Origin of the sequence: Brevibacillus sp. NPDC003359 (assembly GCF_042878995.1) — a bacterium.
Taxonomy (GTDB): domain Bacteria; phylum Bacillota; class Bacilli; order Brevibacillales; family Brevibacillaceae; genus Brevibacillus.
The window spans coordinates 254,333-271,827 of the sequence record NZ_JBIAOR010000004.1 but is presented as its reverse complement, the minus strand read 5'-3'; the positions used below and the strand labels follow the sequence as shown (position 1 = coordinate 271,827).

Sequence of the window (17,495 nt, the reverse complement as noted above, 5' to 3'; positions counted from 1 at the left end):
TTCCCTTTTTTGCATTCTTTTCATTTCTTTATTTTTTCTGATATTTTATAATAAATCGCGATATTATTGGGCTCATTGTGTTCGCTTCTGGAAAAATGATAAAATAAGGGAATCAATTTTCAGCGATTTTTCATTCAGAATGGAGCGCAGTCATGACGATTCGGAAAATGATCATCCTGCTACTGGTTCTGGCAGTCGGGTTGTTTCTTTTGCCTTACTCCGTCCCCTTCTTGCTAGCACTGTTAACAGCAATTCTGGTAGAGCCGCTCGTCTTGTTTCTGATCAAAAGGCTACGAATGAATCGGATGAGTGCGGTAATCGCGTCCTTTTTCCTCTTCCTCATTTCATTTGGGATCGTACTCTACTGGATCGGTACGCAGATCGTGATTCAGGGAATTGATTTGGCTCAGCGATTGCCAGCTTTTTCGCAGCATATTTTTGAGTTGGTCGAGTCCTATTTGATGAGCTGGGAAACTTACTATGAGTCATTGCCTGCCGAAACCGTCTCGGAAATACAAAGTGTCTTCGCTGGGCTTAAAAGCTGGGCGCTCACTTCAGCCTCTACGGTTGCCAAAGGCATTCTTGGTGTGGCAGCCATCGTTCCGGGATTTTTGATCTCCACGATTATTTACTTGGTTGCCTTGTTTTTGATCAGTCTCGATTTGCCGAAATTGCGTGCTGGCTTCATGAGAATGTTCACAGTGTCTGCTCGTGAAAAGGTCGAGGTGGTCATCTCTCAATTGAACCGTGCCACCATTGGTTTTTTACGTGCCCAAATCATATTGAGCCTGATGACGTTCACGCTGTCCTTTTTGGGATTGCTCATTTTGCAGGTCAAGTATGCAGCCGTCATTTCGCTGATGATCGTTTTCGTCGATATTCTCCCCATCTTGGGCGCAGGCTCGTTTCTCGTCCCATGGGCTATTTACAACTTCTTGATGGGCAACTCTTATTTGGCAATCGGCCTGATCGTCATCTTCCTCGTGATTACGGTCGTCCGCCGCATTATTGAGCCCAAGGTACTCGCATCAAATCTGGGAATTAGCGCACTAGCCGCTCTCGTCAGCTTGTTCCTCGGCTTTCAAGTGATGGGATTTTTCGGGCTGATACTCGGTCCAGCGCTTGTCATCATCTACGAGGCGTTACGGAAGGCTGGTTTCCTGAATTTCAAAATAGATTTTTGATGGGCACAAAAGATAGGTAGGGCTGCGGCCGTTTTTTCCGGCGATGGATCGGGAAAGCGGCCGTTGATATAGAAAGAGTTGGGGGAGAGCTTATATGTGTGCATACAAGGAACTAACCATGTCTCAACGGACGATCATGACGCCTGGGCCCGTCGAAGCCGAGCCTAGCGTTCTTCGCGTGATGGGTTCACCCATTTTGGGACAATTCGATCCAGAATTCACGAACATCATGAACGAAACAATGGAAATGCTTCGGAAATTGTTCCAGACATCCAATCATTGGGCATTCCCTATTGACGGTACTTCTCGGGCGGGTATTGAGGCCGTTTTGTGTAGCATGATCGAGCCAGGAGATCGGGTGCTTGTGCCCATTTATGGACGATTCGGGCACTTGCTCACGGAGATTGCGGAAAGGTACGGCGCAGATGTGATTACGATGGAAACACGCTGGGGAAGCGTCTTTGAGCCGCAGGACGTGATTGCCGAAATCGAACGAGTTCAGCCCAAAATCGTAGCAATGGTTCACGGTGAAACATCCACCGGATGTGTTCAGCCTTTGAAAGAAATCGGAGAGGCTTGCCGCCGGATGGATATCCTATTTGTCGTCGATGCTGTCGCTTCGATCGGCGGGACAGAAGTGAAGGTAGATGAGTGGTTTATCGACGCATGTATTGGCGGCACGCAAAAATGCTTGTCTGTCCCCTCTGGGATGGCGCCCATCACGTTTAATTCTCGTGTCGAAGCGCTCTTGCTCCAACGGAAAAAAATTGAGCGTGGACTCGCTGATCCCTCTGCTCTGATATCTGCTCAAACCCGAACGATCCGCAGCAACTATTTTGACTTGAGCCAGCTCATGGATTACTGGGGACCCGCACGGCTGAACCACCATACGGAGGCGACGACGATGCTGTACGCCTTGCGCGAGGGAGTGCGCATTGCCCTCACGGAAGGTCTGGAAGCGAGATTCGCCAGACATCGCTTGCATGAACAAGCCTTGGTCGCTGGCGTATTGGCGATGGGATTGCAGCTCTACGGCGATCCCGCTTGCAAGCTTCCCGTTGTGACCTGTATCAAAATTCCTGACAGGCTGGACGGAGAGTCAGTCCGCGCCATGCTGCTCGAGGATTTTCATATAGAAATTGCCAGTTCCTTCGGGCCGTTAAAAGGGACAATCTGGCGGATTGGCACAATGGGCTACAGCTGCCGCAAGAAAAATATTTTGCATGTGCTTGGCGCACTAGAAGCGGTTCTCATCCATCATGGAGCGCGTGTGCATGCAGGACGGGCTGTACAAGCTGCTTTAGATATTTATCATAGCTAAAAACAAAGGCCGCCGGGGCAATATAATACCCGAGCGGCTTTTATTATGTTCACAACTGATTGCGAATTACCGTGCCACTAGTCACATTTGTAAGACGCCCGTCTGACACGGTGATCTTCCCATTGACCAGCACATGGCGAATACCCATTGACTGCTGCATCGGTGCCTCATATGTCGCTCGGTCTACGATCTTGTTCGGGTCAAATACGATGAGATCTGCCCAGTATCCTTCTCGCAAAAATCCTCGATCCCGCAACCGCAGCAATTGAGCTGGGGCGCCTGTCATTTTTCGCACAGCTTCCCAAAGTGGAAACGATTGTTTCTCTCTTGCGTAATGACCTAGCACACGAGCAAATGAACCGTAGAGCCTAGGATGGGGCTTTCCGCCGAACACACCATCTGAACCCACCATTTGTAACGAATGCTTCATCACTCTCTCGACATCATCTTCGTCCCCCCAATGGATAATGATAGTTACCTCGCCTTCTTCTTCCACCAAAAGATCAAATGCGACAGCTGCCGGATCCATCCCTTTTTGCTGGGCAATTTCCTGCAAATTCATGCTACTGCTTTTGGCAAACCAAACCTCACAGTACATAAGTTACGACATTCATTCGGAACCAGGTTCCACATTGAAAACGGCGCAGATCCTGTTTTAATACAAAGAGCAATGCGTCACAAAAACATTGAAACGACAATGATTTATACACACGTCGATAATAAGAAGCTAAAAAAAGCTTTCCGGAAGGCTAATCAATAACTTATCTTGGAGGAGATTAATTCGTCCCATAAGATTTTTCTTGAAATCGAACCACTTGATGTGAAAATCATTAATGGGGTTAAAACAATTGAAATAAAGGATGCTCTAGAGAAATTATTTTGGGATATGTCTAAGAAAAACCTTGATTATTTCATTATCAAAATGAGCTTCGAAAAAGAAGGTCCATTATCAATCATTTACAGTATTGCTAGGAAAGTCTCAAGTCAGAGAAATTTTCATGCGAACCGAAATGCTAGAAGTATTAAACCAAGATTATATGACGACAACAGTTGCAAAAGGGCTTCATCCATTTAGTGTGGTTGTAAAGCATGGCCAACCGCCGGGCGCACTGTCGTAATAAGCGTAAATAACCACAGCGCCTGCGTCAGGATCAGACCCCTCGATCGTTCCAATGTGGTTGGTGCAAGTGACCTCCTTTTGACATAATGGACGACCGTAGTCGGTGGCATCTGTAGATTGGTACCTAGCAAGGTAATTCATTGAAAAAAGCCCCTTTCTTACAGCAAAATACCTGTAGAAGGGGAATTCGCTTCATTGCCTGATAGAAGAAGTAAAAGCTTCTCAAAATGAGCAGGACGGTCATCACGCTGGGAACCAGCTCTGTGAATCCATGTGAAAACTTCAAACCCAATGCCCAACCACTCTTAATAATGCCTCCAATGATGAGATAGAACTGTTTGTCAAATGCATCGTTCACCAGATCGTTTCAACCTCTTTCGTCATATAGGCTTCCCTTCGATATAATTGAATATTGATACACTTATATATTCCACTACGAGTTGAAAAGCACACCCTATATCGAAAGAGTAAGAAGCTGGCTAAATCAAATGAACATCCTCGTAACAGGAGCAACTGGTTTTCTAGGAAAAAAGGCTATCACAAGATTTGGTAAACGAAGGCCATACCCTTTTCTTGCTTGCGCGAAATGAACAGAAAGCGAGCCAATTGCTGCAAAGCTTTGCAGACAAGGACAAATCAAGAATACATATTGTAATGGGCGATGTCTCGCAGGCTGGCCTCGGTCTAGCTAAACAGGACCTACAGCGCGTCCAACAAAAAATAGATGCTGTTTATCACTTGGCTGCCTACCAATCCTTTAATCCGACTCACAAGCAGCATACGTTCGCGGTCAATATAGACGGAACCAAAAACACACTGCAATTTGCCGAAACGATTGGAGCACGCCGGTTTTAATATGTGAGTACGGCTTTATACGCTATAGCGATAAAATGGAGGTCGTCATCATCAGACCGTCCAACATCATCGGAGATTCGCGAACAGGCGAAGCTGATACTAATTTTGGCTTGTATGGATTCTTAAAAGGCTTATGTGTCCTAAAAAGAAGAGCATCCCGGACAACGGGCTGGCAAAACCCAAAATACCGGATACGGTTGGATGTGAACGTCCAGACCAACCTCGTTCCCGTTGATTATGTAGCGGCTGTGTTGGTAGCGGCGCTCAATCATGCTCATAACAGGGGGATCTATCACGTATCCAATCCTGCTCCGCCTACACAGGAATTAGTGATCGAATGTATCAAGGAAGTTCTGGAATTTCCTAATCTGTTGACAACCCCCTATGACTCGGACGAGCCATTATCGGAAGATGAGAAGGTGTTTCACTCATCGATGAGCATTTTCAAAGAATATTTCACTCGTACGCTCCACTTCCCAACTGAAAATACCAGAGGGCTATTACGTAAAGTTGACCGCAGCGAGTTGATGATGGACAAGGCACTTCTAACAAAAAAAGCCTGATCACACGCTATAACTGTGCGGTCAGGCCTTGCTTTTTCCATTAAGGGGCTTGGACCTGATACATTTAGATCAGGTTCCCGCATGTATCGTTAAAAATCGCTTGCGTGACCTCTCCCGTCGTGGTCGGCTCCATCGTAAAATCGACACCCAGTGCCTTCATTCTTTCATACTCTTTTTGGATGTCACCAGAAAGGCAATTGCAGGAATTCCTTGGTCAAAAATAGCTTTCTGGTAGACCGTAGAGGCTGGATTATCGTTTGGCTCCAATAGCAGCTCTACTCCGTCTGGCTCCTCAGGAGAAACGACCGTTAGCCATTTGGCTTCACCTATGGGAAAATCTCTTTTGGTGACAAACCCAAGCACCTCGGTATAAGACTTTTGAGCTTTCTTAGTGTCCTTCCTTTCCATTATGCAACCGGGATTGACGACAAAAGTACGGTCCACACCATCCCCTTTCGTGAGTGATGACATACGTCCATTTCCCGTTTTTATCCATGACATAAACATCATCTGTATAAAAATCGCGCTCACCTTGCAGATCTTCTACTTGTAGGCGAGAAGCTTCCTCGATGAGAAAAGCATCATCGGAGTGTTGGTAAAACACAAAACACGCACCTTTTGCTTCGTTGTCAAAGGCTTCATCGGCAGCATTTTTGTCTAAACACTCTTTTCTTTTATTACTAAACAAGTGCCAGAGATATCCGTACTTGGTATTTAAAAATATCGATTTTTTCTCATCCTCGTTCAGATGATTGGCGAATGTGTTCTCCCATTCCCTTCGAAGGTACGTTCCCCACTGAGGTATGGGACGGAACTTGATTTTTTTGTTTATTAGCATATCCATTAAATCCATGTAGACTCACCACTTTCTTAGTTTTCTCTATAACAATTGTCGTAATACAATCTCTTTTTCAATATGAGTCGCATACACCCCGAATTTTGGTGCAGCTACCTCAACCTTCCCCGACAATAGAAGTTTCACAGCAAGATAAGGGAAGTTCACACCTGATAAGCATGAAGAATGCAAACCGCCTGATGCTCGCGGATTAATCTCTAATAATTTGGGCACACCATTTTTGTACTTTACTTGAACGTTGAAAAGGTAAGGAAGTCGCAGCTGTTCATGGACTGCTTTTGCCAGATCTATAAGTGCTTGATTATCCTCTAGCAAACGAATACGTCCTTCTACTTTTTTCCGAGGTACGATCGCAATTAACTCCTCTTCTGTTGCCAGGCAATCAATACTGTATTCCCAATCATCTAAATACTCCATGACCATGATGTCATCTACGGTTTGATCGCCTATGATGCTCAGAACTTCATCGATGGCGATCGTTTGGTTGCTTGATCCGAGCAGCTTTTCTAGGGGATTCATGTATTCTTCGATGATATGAAAACCCGCTCCTCCTTCGCCACTAGCAGGTTTAAAGCAGACCTTATGTCCTTTTTCTCTTAGCTTCTCATAGGCAATCTTAAATTGCTCGTTTGTGTTGACAATGAAATAATCAGGTATGTGTAATCCCAGGGTATCCCTCAAGGCCTGAAAGAGCTTTCCTTTGTCTGATACGGTTTCTAATAAGTCGGCATCTTTGCATACCAGAACAGATGTGCCTACTCGTTCAAACCGATCTATATGCTTTGCAATTTCCCCCAGTCTATAATTCGGGAAAAAGATATCGATCTGATGCTTCTGACAAAACTGCACGCAGTATTCAATATACTCTGGAATTGGCAAGCTTGGTTCAATCTCTGCAACATCAGCATTTTGCAGCATCACGCTATACCGTTTTGGGTGAGTGACATAAAACTCAAAGTCCAAACCGTCCGGATTTGTGCGAATCATATCAATAAAATGATACGCTGTAGAGAAAGTACGATTAAACCAGATGCGTTTCTTCATGAGAAGTTCTTCCCTTCAACTCTTCATTATTTATAAAGAAAAGCGAAAGTCGCAATGACCTCGCTCTTATCATGTATCTTCTTTATGGACTTACCACTTTTCACACAATCAAAAACTAGGCAACAGCTCTTTCCGATTTTTCCTCTTTGCTTTTTCTACTTTTCAACCACCCAGCCAGAATGACAGCGACCGTTAAAACGATGGTAATAATCAGACCAACTGTGCTAGAAATATAATTTTGAATGATTTTGTCTTTCACAATCATATCGCCAGCAGTCCAAGCCAGAATTCCCGATCCAATGTAAGCAATGATTGGGAATCTTTCCAAAGCCTTCAAAATAAATGCCGATCCGATCAGAATAATCGGAATCGAGACAAGTACACCAATTGCGATTAATGTAATATTTCCGTGACTCACACCTGCAACCGCGATTACATTGTCCAGACTCATCAACGCATCTGCGTATATGATCGTCCCTACTGCACCCATTAAGGTCGTTCCACTCTTGATATTGTCCCCGCCTTCATCAGCAGCTAACAGCTTGTAGGCTACCTGAAGAAGCAGTAAACCACCAATTGCTTTTAAAAGCGGAATTTGAATCAGCCAGACCACCATCGCAGCAAAAACAATACGTAGCGCAATCGCACCAAAAGTACCAATAAAAATGGCCTTCTTCTGTTGATGTTTCGGGAGATTTCTCGCTGCCATTGCAATTACAACAGCATTGTCTCCGCTCAATACGATGTCAATCAGGATGATCGCTAGTAGCGCGCTCCATGACTGAACTAAAAAATCAGCTATCATTTCCATAAATACAGTTCACTCCATTTCTAATGATGTCCGCAAATAGTAACTGTATCTTTTGCTATTTCGAACCGCTTGTCCAGCGCATATTCCATCCGTAGTAACGATCCATCTCCTGATGACCGGAGAAGTATTCAACCAATCTCCTGATATTGAACGTATCACCTTGTCTCTCAATCATCGCTACGGCACACGTCCGGTTACGCGGGTCATGCACATCCATTTTCACTTCGATGGCTGGATTGTCAGCTTGCGTAATCGTTACCACACCATCGGTTTCTGCCCATTTAGCAACACCTTCGTAGATAAAAGCGTAGATTAGGATTCGCTCGAATTCCTTGACATTATTTCCGTTGATACGTAGATTCTCTCCTTCTGATCGGGTGCCTGTACGGTCATCCCCATCCAATGCAATATAAGGAAAGTCGCGGTACTCGCCAAGATTTCCACCTAACGCTTGTATGCACCCTTTATATCCATCTGATAATTCATAAAGGCAGCCAAGGTCTAAGTCAATTCCTTTGCTTCTACCAAAAAAGCCCGTGTTCTGCTTTGTGCCTTTATTCCAGTTGAGGTTAACTAAGAGCTGCCCCAGGTTTGCTGAGGTTTTCTTTAAACTAATTGCTTCTCCCTTTTTCTTCAACTCAATTTTTGTGATCGAAATAGGGGGAGAAGTAGACACGACGGGTTCGGGTTTCGGTGCAGGTTTTGGTTCTGGCGCTTTCGGCTCCGGCGTTTTTTCTTGGGATACCTCGATCCCAAAGTTTCCGCACAAAGCTGCCAGACCGCCATGAAAGCCACTGCCAATCGCATTAAATTTCCATTGTCCTTGATGTCTGTATAGCTCTCCTGCCACAATTGCATTTTCAATCGTAAAACTATCGAGCGGAAACTGAATAATTTCAGAGTTAGTAGAAGGATTTAGAATACGAAGACAAAGACTCGCAACACGATTAAATGAATGATTACGTGCAATCGCATCATAAATGGTAAGAGTAAAAGCGATCTTTTCTACATCAAGTGGTACATTCATTAAATCAATGTCAAAACGCTGTTTTTCGCTCGATCCTGTTTGAAGAGATACAGAGCCATTCGTTGATCTGGGGTTGCTGTAGAAAATAAAATCTTCTTCTTTGTTAACTTTACCACTTTTCCCGATTAAGAAAGCCGAAGCATCCAGGTCAAGCCCATCGTTAGCAGTCCAGCTCAGTTCCACTGTAATTTTGGAAAGTCCAGGATTTGACTTCGTTACATCGATTTTTTGTCCCTTAATCGTCGTCATTCCCATTTCGATCACCCTTTATTTCAAAGGTCAGAAAACAGGTGCTAGCGCAATTACTAGCACCCATTTCTGGAAATTATGAAACTTGCAAACCAAAGTTATTGGCTAACGCTCGTAGACCACCGGAAAAACCGCTACCCACTGCTGCAAACTTCCACTCGCCTTGATGGCGATACAATTCACAAACAACAATTGCCGTTTCTACAGAGAAATCTTCTCCAAGATCGTAGCGCAGAACTTCTCTGCCTGTTGTTTCATCTACAATTCGAACAAATGCATTTGATACTTGTCCAAAGTTTTGGTTTCTGATATCAGCCTCATGAATCGTAATCGTGATCGCTACTTTTTCAATGTCAGGTGGAACAGCCTTCAAATCAACTTTGATTTGCTCATCGTCGCCGTCACCCTCACCTGTTAGGTTGTCACCAGTGTGAACCACCGATCCATTCCCGCCTTGAAGGTTGTTGTAAAAGACAAAATCTTGAATCCCGGACGCTCTTCCACCTGTACGCAAAAGGAAAGCAGCTGCGTCGAGGTCAAAAGCTTGTCCGCCACTGTATTTATTTGTGTCCCAACCAAGACCAACAACGATTTTTGTTAAATTCGGATTGCCTTTTGTAAGATCAATTTTCTGACCTTTCGTTAAACTAATAACTGACATAGAAATTCAATCCTTCATCTGTGATTTGTATGCTTCCTATCCGATGTTTACTCCGAAATCGCGAGCGAGTCCTGCCAATCCATCTTTGTAACCAGAACCGATTGCACTGAACTTCCATTCGCTACCGTTACGATACAGCTCTCCAACTACAATCGCAGTTTCGATAGAGAAGTCTTCGCCCAAATCATAGCGGAGTAATTCTTCGTTGTTTGCAGGATTTACCACGCGTGCATAAGCGTTGGAAACCTGCCCAAAGTTTTGGTTACGAGCTTGCGCATCATAAATCGTGATAGCAAAAGAGATTTTTTGAATACTAGCCGATACTTTGGACAAATCAATGTTGATTACTTCATCGTCGCCTTCCCCTTCGCCAGTGCGGTTATCACCAGAGTGCACAACGGAACCGTCAGGGCTAGTTGCATTATTGAAGAAAATAAAGTGTTGGTCATCCAGTACTTTTCCTGCATCATTCAAGAGAAATACGGAAGCGTCGAGGTCGAAGGCTTGTCCACCGTCATACTTGTTTGTATCCCAACCAAGACCAACCTGAATTTGAACCAGACCAGGATTCGTTTTCGTGAGATCTACCTTTTGTCCTTTTTGCAAAGATACCGCCATGTTAAAAAACCTCCCTATATTTCATTCATTTTAAAAACTTTCAAATTAGCTATATCTTCTTACAAGTTGGGAGATAGCTGTGTCTGTCGTCCCTTCGCCAATCGCAGAAAACTTCCACTCACCATCGTAACGGTACAGTTCTCCTACAATTAACGAACTTTTTCCCGAATAATTATCGGTTAGATTAAACTTGCACAAATTCTGATTGTTCGAAGCATTGACTACGCGAATATACGCATTGCCGATCATCCCGAAATCTTGGCGACGACTCACACAATCGTAAATATTCACAACGAACACTAATTTATGTACATCATTGGGTACTCGGCTCAAGTCTACATTCAGCTGCTCATCGTCACCTTCACCATCTCCGGTGAGATTATCTCCTGAGTGTGATACGCTTCCGCATGGACTTTTTTTGTTGCCGAAGTAAACAAGATTCTTCTCTTTTGTTATTTTCCCGTTCTGGTCGAGCATAATTACGGAAGCGTCACAATCGATGTTTGCGTTACTCCCGCCACCAAAAATGCCTCCAAGCAACCCGCCACTTTTCTTGACCGGGTCCCAGCCTAGCCCAACTAACAATTTAGTTAATCCTGCATTCCCTTTTGTCAGGTCGATCTTCTGACCTTTTTGCAAACTGACTACTGACATGTTCTACCTCCCAACCTCATTCAAATTTTACATATTCACGTAATGAAGTAAAATTTTTTAGACATAACTATTATTTCATAAATCTACCAAAATATCTACATGAATCCCGTAAAATCGACGATATGTGCAATATTTTGACAAGTAATAACGTTTTACAGATTTTAACGTGTTATCTTTATCTGCTCAATTACCCAGTCAAGAATTTCCTCTGAAGCTCGTATTCCATTCTTAGCTGTAAACTGAAACGGTGTGTCTTGTGTTGATATTTGAGCAAGATGATAGATTTCCCCATGAGAAGGAATCAGAGAGTTTTTCGTGCAGGACACCAAAGGCAAATCGAGCAAAGAGTCTCCCGATGCAAAAATCTCTGTACTCTTTTCGATGTCTTTTACATAGAGGACTGCATCGCGTTTATTCACGGCTCTTGGCACAAAATAAAGCTTTCTCCCCTGGATGGATACTGTCCAATTGCCTTGCTCCATCCATTGCACAAAACCGTCCCATTCGCTTGTTGGCATATTTTGGCGATCGATGATGAAATAATGAAACAGATCTTCTGCCGATTTTTCATTGAGAATCCAGCTTGAGTCTTTTATGTCTTCAAAACGCGCCAGAATATCCGTGATGGACATGCACTCATCCTCTATACGCTCACGAATTTTTTTGTTCCACGACTCATCGACAGCCCCATTACGGATGATATTCCCACCATTGCTCGTGACCGCATACGCAGGTCGCAGCTCGTTCTGAAATACCGTAATTCTCCTATATTGCTCGATCGTTCTCGTAGTCACTGGAATAAACAGCATGTGCTTATGGATCTCTTGCAGTAGCAATAGTGCCCGCTCTGTCATATACGAAATTGGCTTTCCATCCAGTTGCTCGATTAAGCGTACCTGCAGCGTCGGGTCCGTTAAGAACCGCTCCGAATATATCAACGTCTGGTCAAGATCACTGGCAAAGATCATCGTTTATCCTCCCCCTGTGGACGAATGATCCCACAACAAGAGTAGGAAAGGTCTGAACGTTCTTCAACCATTACACCGCGATCATGGGCCAGCAAAAGAATGTGGGCTAAGTAAGGATTATCCATTCGATTCACAAGGATTTTCCACGGAACTCTTCGCAAAAGGACACGAGTGGTCTCTCCCACTCCAGGCTTGATTAGATTGATATCATTTATCTTGTAATCCTGTTGTATTCGCTGAATATCACGTTCGCCACTCCATGTTATCCATTGCTCCTCATCTTGAATCAAGTGCATGCTGCACTGTTGCTTCGCTGTGTCTGCCAGCTCGTGGAAATGTTTAGCGATGGTATTAATAAAAAGATTGGATACGTCCTCAGACACCCATTCACGATAGTATTTCGCCCCGTGAAAGTCTGTAGGTCCGATTAAATCCTGGCGATGAACAGTCCGACTGACCAAGCCTGATACCGTAGAATTGAGACATGCACTCGGGATAAGAAAATCTTCCCGCGTTCCAAACTTGCTCACACAATGACCAGGATCAGCCAATACTGCCAGATCGTCATCAAGATGAGTTCCCAGCTTTTCATTAAAGGATTTGATCGCTTTTTGCAGCACCCGCGTAATCGCACCTTTTCCCGTCCATCCATCCACAAACTGAATTTTGGCTCCTGGATGCTTGTCTAGCATATACAAAAGAGCATTCTCATCGATGCCCTTTCCACGGATAATAGAGATGCTATAGTGTGGAATATGTAACCGATGAATGGATTCCAGATACCTTTTTATTAAAATGCCTATTGGCGTTCCTGCCCTGGCAAGTGAGGCAATCACTACATTATTTCCCTTCGTAGCCTTAATCAGCTCTGCTACGATGGCAACTGCCAATGCAACCTTTTTGGCTGATGTATGTAAGGTTTGATGGAACAATTCAATATATTCTTTTGTTGGACGGTATTCGATCGGTAGCATCTCTGAGTAATGGTGTCCCGTCTGAATTAATTCCTCACGATCCTCTGTCCCTGTCTCCCTTATCAATCCGTTTATCTCTTTAAGCAGAAATGTCACATCACCTGGAGGGTAGCTGCCCATTGGTGAAGGTTCTTGGATTACGCGTTGTAACGACTGTAAATTCAAGAGTCTACGCCACCTTTATCCGAAAAATACGATATATTTATTGGGGATGGAAAGATTATTCACCACGGCATAAAAGGAGTGCAATCGCTCTCCCGTCGTCCCTCGCTCAAAAAATACGAATACATCTGAATAGTAGTTATCAGGGATGTTGTAACAAAAATTCGGTACAAGCGGGTCATCAGGAGAAGAGAAGGCGAATGCATTTTTCACTGCGTACTTCTCCATCTCAGAAGGATGGATCGGGCTTCTTGTGGTCGACTGGTACCAAACGTCATCACCCATATGCGCCGCGATCATCATTGGGATGTACATAAATTCGCCTGTCCCCATGCATAAAGTTTTTCCGCTCCTATACGCGCCTAATTCGATTCCCGTTTTTTCGCAGTACGTATTCAGCAAGTTTTGATCCGAGCTTATCATCCCAAAACGTCCCGTTTGCAACAAATACGGCCGTTGGTTAGGAAAGTCGCTTGAATCCATAGAGGTATAGCTCAAACGGGGCCATTCTGCCCCATCAATTTGTATAATTTTAGGGAAGTTGCTGGTTCGCTCAACCATACTCTTTTCTTCATTTTCATTCTTTGCAACCGGTGCTCCCTCCACTTTGATTTGTCCTTTCACGAGGGATACGTTAGTAATTGTGATGTTTAATTCCTCTTGTAACTCCCTGAATCGCTGACAATCCTCATCAGATCGCCAGTCGAGCAAGGAAGCCACAATGTAATGACTACGAGGATACTTCTTTTGTATTTCTCGAATGATATTGAGCGCAGTTTTGCCTGTAGTGATCTCATCATCTACCAAAACAATCGGCGCATCCGTGGATAACAAGTGGTCCTCACGAGGGTACATAAGATGAGCCACTGCGTGAGAATGCTCCTCTTCAAACGTAATTGATGGCTGTATATCCTGAATCATTTCTCTTGTCGTATGGATATAGTACGCGTTGTTCTGAAAGCAGCTGAACATGGAATGACCGAGGCCCGTTGCGGTTTCGGCAAAGCCGATAAAAAGCACCTGCTCAGGCAGTTCAAATGGCTTTTGCATCAGTTGCTGGAAGACCTCTTGACTTCTCTCTTGATTCATCAAGCCTTGAACGAGTGGAGCAGTATCCACCTGCTGACCGTAGTAGACTTCTAAAAAACGCGCACCTAGTAAAGCACCACTCACCAACGATACAGCCGGAATGACTGGAATATGCTTTCCTAGTACCTTACTTACGAACAAAAAGCCTCTCTTCTTATTAATCCGTCCTGCCATTCCGAAAAGAAGCTCTAGTGGAAGATCAAATGGATTCTTCTCCACAATCACTTCCACTTCCAAACTATCGAGAATATTGAAGCCGTATCTTGGAGGTTTTTGCCAAGAGGTTGATAAAGTTGTTGTGTCCATGATACACCCCATAAATTTTTGATTTCACCAAAACTCTTTTTGCCCAATTAGTATGCGGCTTTACTTCATTCATTTTGTTGGAAAAGTGACTTTTCAGTACTCCGTTGGAATTGCTTTGCAGGATGCTCATGGCATCCTCGTATTCTTCATGGCTAACAACAGAGAGAGAATGAATGATTTTGATATGACTTGGATGAATGATGGTCTTGCCCGTCAATCCATTCTCTTTATCCAGGAGCACTTCTTTTATCAGTCCGTCTTCAAATTTATTTAAAAGCTTTAATCTCAGTTTTCTTCCTTGTACGCCACCAAGCTGTTTTTCAAAAGGCGACTCTCTTAGCTGCGGCTTGAGCAGTCGATCCCCATTAGTGAAGTACTCCCAAACCGGTCCAGAGAGAACATACCCCTTTTCGGTTCGGGTAAAAATATTGACCATGTCACTAATACAATCCCGAATCGTAGAAATGTCGTAGATAGTCACATCGGGTCCCCTTCTCAACCCAAACAGGCTGGAAAAATCAGTAGCACCCATCCGGACGTTCAAAACGAGATCTTCATATTTATCTAAAATTTGACGAATCGAAACAAGCTCGTCCACCCGCGTTTCTTTATAAATAACATCAGCAGATTCTAGAATAGGCATACCGTAAACCGTAAAAGAAAGAGGAGCGTTAATCGAATGGAGAACGGAAAAATATTCTTCGCCATTTCTGCTCGTGAATTTTGGGAAAACAAAACCAGCGAGCACATATAGATCATCACCCAGCATATCTGCTATACGTTTCATTTGGGCTGCGTCCCGAACTCGAATAAAAATAAGAGGAACATCATTGATATCAAGTTCTCCGAGTCGCAGCTCGTTTGCCAGGGTAGCAAATTGTTTAAGCAAGCTTTGCTCCGCTTCCACAACTTCGTGATCACCGATTGCATCTTCCAAACAAGCCACCATCGAAACAAGACCTTCATGCTTCTTTCGAACGATATCTTGAGAAATCGTTGCCTTCGTTGCAGGCATGTATAATGTGGCTCCCAGACTACAGGAAAGGATTTCCTTCTCCGTGTTTCTATTAAACGAAACCGGTTTTCCATAAAATAATTCATCGCGTTCTTCTACACTCAAATAATCGAAATGTCTCATGAATAAACGTTTTTACTACAATAGTAAAAACCCCGCCCCTTTCCTAATTTATCCAAACCATTATAATTTGGAAGCTATACACATTTAGATAACATTACATCCAATAGAGAAAACAATTGTAAATATAACTTACTCTTTCCAGTATAATAAAAATGGCGATATGAAACGAATTAAATTTCGACAAAAATTACGAAAACAATGTCATTTTTTCTTGTTTTTTGATGGAATAGGAGACATTCTATGCTACTAAAAAAAGGGCAGAAAACGGATATTACCAAAAATATCAATGCAGAAAAGTGGATCGTATGTTTAGGATGGGAATCAAAAGAGGAGATCGAGATTGACTCTGCGGCATTCTTGTTAGATATTTCCGGGAATTGCCAACAGGATGAAGATTTCATTTTTTACGGAAATACCATGAGCATTACCCAGGCAGTAAAGCACTCAACAGCGCCTGGTAAAGATAAAGAGCAAATAGAAATCATAGAGAAGAAAATTCCTCCTGACATTCATCGAATCGCATTAACTCTAACCATTCATGAAGCTGAAAAAAGAGACCACCGTTTCGGACAAATTCATGACGCATACGTTCGAATAGTGAACCCGTCTGATGGAACCGAATTATTGCGCTTCGAATTTGGATCAGATTTAGAGAACGAGACCGCAATTATTACTGCTGAACTATATCGTTATAACGGAGAGTGGAAGTTCAATGCAATTGGAAGTGGATTTAACGGAGGATTAGCTGCGTTATGCCGCAATTTTGGACTTGATGTCAGCGAAGAGGAAGAGACATTACCGCCTCCTCTCCCCGTTACATTAACCAAAATTGAACTGACAAAGAAAGAGTCTGTGCAAATAAGGAAATCTGAAAAGATCACCACTCATCTGGAATGGACCAGCAAGAAAGACCTGGATTTGTATTGTTTCTTTGTTACTCGGGATGGCGTAGAAGGAAAAGTCTATTACAAAAATAAAGGCACCTCAACAAAGTCACCGTTTACTACATTAGATGGAGATTCCAAAAATGCCGGTAGAGAAACCATTCACATTCATCGCCCAGATCAATTGCGCTATGTTTTATTCGCCGCCTATAGTGCATTAAGTAATGGAATAGGAAGTTTTAAATCTATGCATGCAAGGGCTGTTGTGGAGAATCACGTAGGACAAACTGTGATCGCTCCCTTATTAGAAGAAAATAAATATGCCTATTGGGTTGCCATTGCCCACATTGACTTTACAGATCAAAGCGAAATGAAAATCAGCCACGTAGAAAAATACTCGAAGAATAACTCAGAAAAATCTCCGCTCCTTTATAAGGATGGACGTTTTAAAATGGATGTTGGACCTGAAGAATTTAAGTCTCCCTCTATCTTTAATCTATTTGGAGCGAAAAAGTAAAAAAAGAAGGGCTACCGATCAGGCGCCCTTCTTTTTTATACCTGAAACTCTGCTGGATTGAGATTAACAACCCCACAAATCTCTCGAACAACGGATTTTTCCTGTTCATCAAAATGACCATCCGCGGCACCAATTGCGCAGCAAACACTTACAACAATACGCGCAGCCTCAGCATTATTTTTATACTTTCCTATCACTTTCAATGCCTCCATCTTGCCGACACCGTGATCGAATTCAAAGCCAGATACAAAGTGATTAAATCTCGCAATGACATCATTCATGTTAAATACCTTTAACTCTTCACTTCTTCCAATATAAGCAGCCATCTTTTGTTTTTCTGCGGAATCAATACTGCCATCGGCAGCCGCTACCAATGCGCAGCCCGCTACCACTGCATCTAGAAAGTCTCGGTTTTGAAACTTTTTCACTTGCTCTTGCAAACCAACTTTTGTCGATTTCAACCAATTTGTGAAAGTACTCGTCATTGACATCCT

The 17,495-nt window shown here is 43.4% G+C and carries 21 protein-coding genes and 1 pseudogene; 6 read left to right on the top strand and 16 right to left on the bottom strand.

Going from position 1 to position 17,495, the window contains the following annotated elements; genetic code table 11:
* The first annotated feature begins 152 nt into the window (after positions 1–152).
* Both ytvI and ACFYU8_RS15275 read left to right on the top strand, forming a co-directional pair.
* Positions 153–1,184, top strand: a complete 1,032-nt coding sequence (ytvI, locus tag ACFYU8_RS15280) for a sporulation integral membrane protein YtvI (protein ID WP_390300057.1) — start codon at positions 153–155, stop codon at positions 1,182–1,184.
* A 94-nt stretch (positions 1,185–1,278) separates the two neighbouring features.
* The gene (locus ACFYU8_RS15275; protein WP_390300059.1) at positions 1,279–2,505 is read left to right on the top strand and encodes a pyridoxal-phosphate-dependent aminotransferase family protein; all 1,227 of its coding nucleotides are present in this window, start codon (positions 1,279–1,281) and stop codon (positions 2,503–2,505) included.
* A gap of 49 nt (positions 2,506–2,554) precedes the next feature.
* On the opposite strand, the gene ACFYU8_RS15270 is transcribed toward ACFYU8_RS15275, so the two are convergent.
* Entirely contained in the window at positions 2,555–3,067 is a 513-nt protein-coding gene (locus ACFYU8_RS15270) for an amidohydrolase family protein (RefSeq protein WP_390300061.1), read from the bottom strand.
* On the opposite strand from ACFYU8_RS15270, the gene ACFYU8_RS15265 reads away from it, so the two are divergent.
* Positions 2,966–3,265 (top strand): tyrosine-type recombinase/integrase, encoded by a 300-nt coding sequence (locus tag ACFYU8_RS15265; protein ID WP_390300063.1) that lies wholly within the window; start codon positions 2,966–2,968, stop codon positions 3,263–3,265. The genes ACFYU8_RS15270 and ACFYU8_RS15265 overlap by 102 nt on opposite strands.
* A 303-nt stretch (positions 3,266–3,568) precedes the next feature.
* Here the strand turns inward: ACFYU8_RS15265 and ACFYU8_RS15260 are convergent, their stop codons facing one another.
* Positions 3,569–3,766 (bottom strand): hypothetical protein, encoded by a 198-nt coding sequence (locus ACFYU8_RS15260; RefSeq protein WP_390300550.1) that lies wholly within the window; start codon positions 3,764–3,766, stop codon positions 3,569–3,571.
* Positions 3,750–3,983, bottom strand: a complete 234-nt coding sequence (locus ACFYU8_RS15255) for a DMT family transporter (RefSeq protein ID WP_390300065.1) — start codon at positions 3,981–3,983, stop codon at positions 3,750–3,752. The genes ACFYU8_RS15260 and ACFYU8_RS15255 overlap by 17 nt, the downstream gene beginning before the upstream one ends.
* Before the next feature lie 188 nt (positions 3,984–4,171).
* On the opposite strand from ACFYU8_RS15255, the gene ACFYU8_RS15250 reads away from it, so the two are divergent.
* Together ACFYU8_RS15250 and ACFYU8_RS15245 are read left to right on the top strand one after the other, a co-directional pair.
* Complete coding sequence (locus ACFYU8_RS15250) at positions 4,172–4,480, top strand: SDR family oxidoreductase (protein ID WP_390300067.1); 309 nt, start codon at positions 4,172–4,174, stop codon at positions 4,478–4,480.
* Positions 4,481–4,515: 35 nt separating this feature from the next.
* Entirely contained in the window at positions 4,516–5,043 is a 528-nt protein-coding gene (locus tag ACFYU8_RS15245) for an SDR family oxidoreductase (RefSeq protein WP_390300069.1), read from the top strand.
* Between the two features lie 64 nt (positions 5,044–5,107).
* Here the strand turns inward: ACFYU8_RS15245 and ACFYU8_RS15240 are convergent.
* The 12 genes and pseudogenes from ACFYU8_RS15240 to ACFYU8_RS15185 all read right to left on the bottom strand — a co-directional run bounded on the left by ACFYU8_RS15240 (position 5,108) and on the right by ACFYU8_RS15185 (position 15,600).
* Positions 5,108–5,451, bottom strand: a pseudogene (locus ACFYU8_RS15240) (VOC family protein).
* Complete coding sequence (locus ACFYU8_RS15235) at positions 5,432–5,881, bottom strand: DUF4275 family protein (RefSeq protein WP_391365886.1); 450 nt, start codon at positions 5,879–5,881, stop codon at positions 5,432–5,434. The pseudogene ACFYU8_RS15240 and the gene ACFYU8_RS15235 overlap by 20 nt, the downstream one beginning before the upstream one ends.
* A 42-nt stretch (positions 5,882–5,923) precedes the next feature.
* Positions 5,924–6,943: an ATP-grasp domain-containing protein gene (locus tag ACFYU8_RS15230; protein WP_390300073.1), complete on the bottom strand. Its 1,020-nt coding sequence runs from the start codon at positions 6,941–6,943 to the stop codon at positions 5,924–5,926.
* 115 nt (positions 6,944–7,058) lie between these two features.
* A complete protein-coding gene (locus ACFYU8_RS15225; protein WP_390300075.1) occupies positions 7,059–7,754 on the bottom strand; it encodes a TerC family protein in 696 nt (231 codons plus the stop codon).
* 55 nt (positions 7,755–7,809) lie between these two features.
* Positions 7,810–9,036 (bottom strand): TerD family protein, encoded by a 1,227-nt coding sequence (locus ACFYU8_RS15220; RefSeq protein WP_390300077.1) that lies wholly within the window; start codon positions 9,034–9,036, stop codon positions 7,810–7,812.
* A gap of 70 nt (positions 9,037–9,106) precedes the next feature.
* Positions 9,107–9,691, bottom strand: a complete 585-nt coding sequence (locus ACFYU8_RS15215) for a TerD family protein (protein ID WP_390300079.1) — start codon at positions 9,689–9,691, stop codon at positions 9,107–9,109.
* A gap of 36 nt (positions 9,692–9,727) precedes the next feature.
* Positions 9,728–10,309, bottom strand: a complete 582-nt coding sequence (locus ACFYU8_RS15210) for a TerD family protein (RefSeq protein ID WP_390300081.1) — start codon at positions 10,307–10,309, stop codon at positions 9,728–9,730.
* A 45-nt stretch (positions 10,310–10,354) separates the two neighbouring features.
* A complete protein-coding gene (locus ACFYU8_RS15205) occupies positions 10,355–10,963 on the bottom strand; it encodes a TerD family protein (protein ID WP_390300083.1) in 609 nt (202 codons plus the stop codon).
* Between the two features lie 161 nt (positions 10,964–11,124).
* Positions 11,125–11,931 carry an HAD family hydrolase gene (locus ACFYU8_RS15200; protein ID WP_390300085.1) on the bottom strand — a complete coding sequence of 269 codons (807 nt, stop codon included), beginning with the start codon at positions 11,929–11,931 and terminating at the stop codon, positions 11,125–11,127.
* Positions 11,928–13,025 carry a cysteine protease StiP family protein gene (locus ACFYU8_RS15195; RefSeq protein ID WP_390300542.1) on the bottom strand — a complete coding sequence of 366 codons (1,098 nt, stop codon included), beginning with the start codon at positions 13,023–13,025 and terminating at the stop codon, positions 11,928–11,930. Before ACFYU8_RS15195 ends, ACFYU8_RS15200 begins: the two co-directional genes overlap by 4 nt.
* Positions 13,026–13,085: 60 nt before the next feature.
* Entirely contained in the window at positions 13,086–14,462 is a 1,377-nt protein-coding gene (locus ACFYU8_RS15190) for a phosphoribosyltransferase family protein (RefSeq protein ID WP_390300087.1), read from the bottom strand.
* Positions 14,395–15,600: an HpcH/HpaI aldolase/citrate lyase family protein gene (locus tag ACFYU8_RS15185; protein ID WP_390300089.1), complete on the bottom strand. Its 1,206-nt coding sequence runs from the start codon at positions 15,598–15,600 to the stop codon at positions 14,395–14,397. The genes ACFYU8_RS15190 and ACFYU8_RS15185 overlap by 68 nt, the downstream gene beginning before the upstream one ends.
* Positions 15,601–15,840: 240 nt before the next feature.
* On the opposite strand from ACFYU8_RS15185, the gene ACFYU8_RS15180 reads away from it, so the two are divergent.
* A complete protein-coding gene (locus ACFYU8_RS15180) occupies positions 15,841–17,001 on the top strand; it encodes a TerD family protein (protein ID WP_390300091.1) in 1,161 nt (386 codons plus the stop codon).
* Between the two features lie 35 nt (positions 17,002–17,036).
* Here the strand turns inward: ACFYU8_RS15180 and ACFYU8_RS15175 are convergent, their stop codons facing one another.
* A complete protein-coding gene (locus tag ACFYU8_RS15175) occupies positions 17,037–17,492 on the bottom strand; it encodes a tellurite resistance TerB family protein (RefSeq protein ID WP_390300093.1) in 456 nt (151 codons plus the stop codon).
* Positions 17,493–17,495 lie beyond the last annotated feature (3 nt).

Bases quoted from the DNA above. Each gene is read 5' to 3' on its own strand.
- ACFYU8_RS15230 (WP_390300073.1), bottom strand. From the start codon at position 6,943: ATGAAGAAACGCATCTGGTTTAATCGTACTTTCTCTACAGCGTATCAT.
- ACFYU8_RS15220 (WP_390300077.1), bottom strand. From the start codon at position 9,036: ATGGGAATGACGACGATTAAGGGACAAAAAATCGATGTAACGAAGTCA.
- ACFYU8_RS15180 (WP_390300091.1), top strand. From the start codon at position 15,841: ATGCTACTAAAAAAAGGGCAGAAAACGGATATTACCAAAAATATCAAT.
- ACFYU8_RS15225 (WP_390300075.1), bottom strand. From the start codon at position 7,754: ATGGAAATGATAGCTGATTTTTTAGTTCAGTCATGGAGCGCGCTACTA.
- ACFYU8_RS15265 (WP_390300063.1), top strand. From the start codon at position 2,966: ATGGATAATGATAGTTACCTCGCCTTCTTCTTCCACCAAAAGATCAAA.
- ACFYU8_RS15260 (WP_390300550.1), bottom strand. From the start codon at position 3,766: ATGAATTACCTTGCTAGGTACCAATCTACAGATGCCACCGACTACGGT.
- ACFYU8_RS15215 (WP_390300079.1), bottom strand. From the start codon at position 9,691: ATGTCAGTTATTAGTTTAACGAAAGGTCAGAAAATTGATCTTACAAAA.
- ACFYU8_RS15275 (WP_390300059.1), top strand. From the start codon at position 1,279: ATGTGTGCATACAAGGAACTAACCATGTCTCAACGGACGATCATGACG.
- ACFYU8_RS15190 (WP_390300087.1), bottom strand. From the start codon at position 14,462: ATGGACACAACAACTTTATCAACCTCTTGGCAAAAACCTCCAAGATAC.
- ACFYU8_RS15175 (WP_390300093.1), bottom strand. From the start codon at position 17,492: ATGTCAATGACGAGTACTTTCACAAATTGGTTGAAATCGACAAAAGTT.
- ACFYU8_RS15195 (WP_390300542.1), bottom strand. From the start codon at position 13,025: ATGGGCAGCTACCCTCCAGGTGATGTGACATTTCTGCTTAAAGAGATA.
- ACFYU8_RS15200 (WP_390300085.1), bottom strand. From the start codon at position 11,931: ATGATCTTTGCCAGTGATCTTGACCAGACGTTGATATATTCGGAGCGG.
- ACFYU8_RS15205 (WP_390300083.1), bottom strand. From the start codon at position 10,963: ATGTCAGTAGTCAGTTTGCAAAAAGGTCAGAAGATCGACCTGACAAAA.
- ACFYU8_RS15270 (WP_390300061.1), bottom strand. From the start codon at position 3,067: ATGAATTTGCAGGAAATTGCCCAGCAAAAAGGGATGGATCCGGCAGCT.
- ytvI (WP_390300057.1), top strand. From the start codon at position 153: ATGACGATTCGGAAAATGATCATCCTGCTACTGGTTCTGGCAGTCGGG.
- ACFYU8_RS15245 (WP_390300069.1), top strand. From the start codon at position 4,516: ATGGAGGTCGTCATCATCAGACCGTCCAACATCATCGGAGATTCGCGA.
- ACFYU8_RS15185 (WP_390300089.1), bottom strand. From the start codon at position 15,600: ATGAGACATTTCGATTATTTGAGTGTAGAAGAACGCGATGAATTATTT.
- ACFYU8_RS15235 (WP_391365886.1), bottom strand. From the start codon at position 5,881: ATGCTAATAAACAAAAAAATCAAGTTCCGTCCCATACCTCAGTGGGGA.
- ACFYU8_RS15210 (WP_390300081.1), bottom strand. From the start codon at position 10,309: ATGGCGGTATCTTTGCAAAAAGGACAAAAGGTAGATCTCACGAAAACG.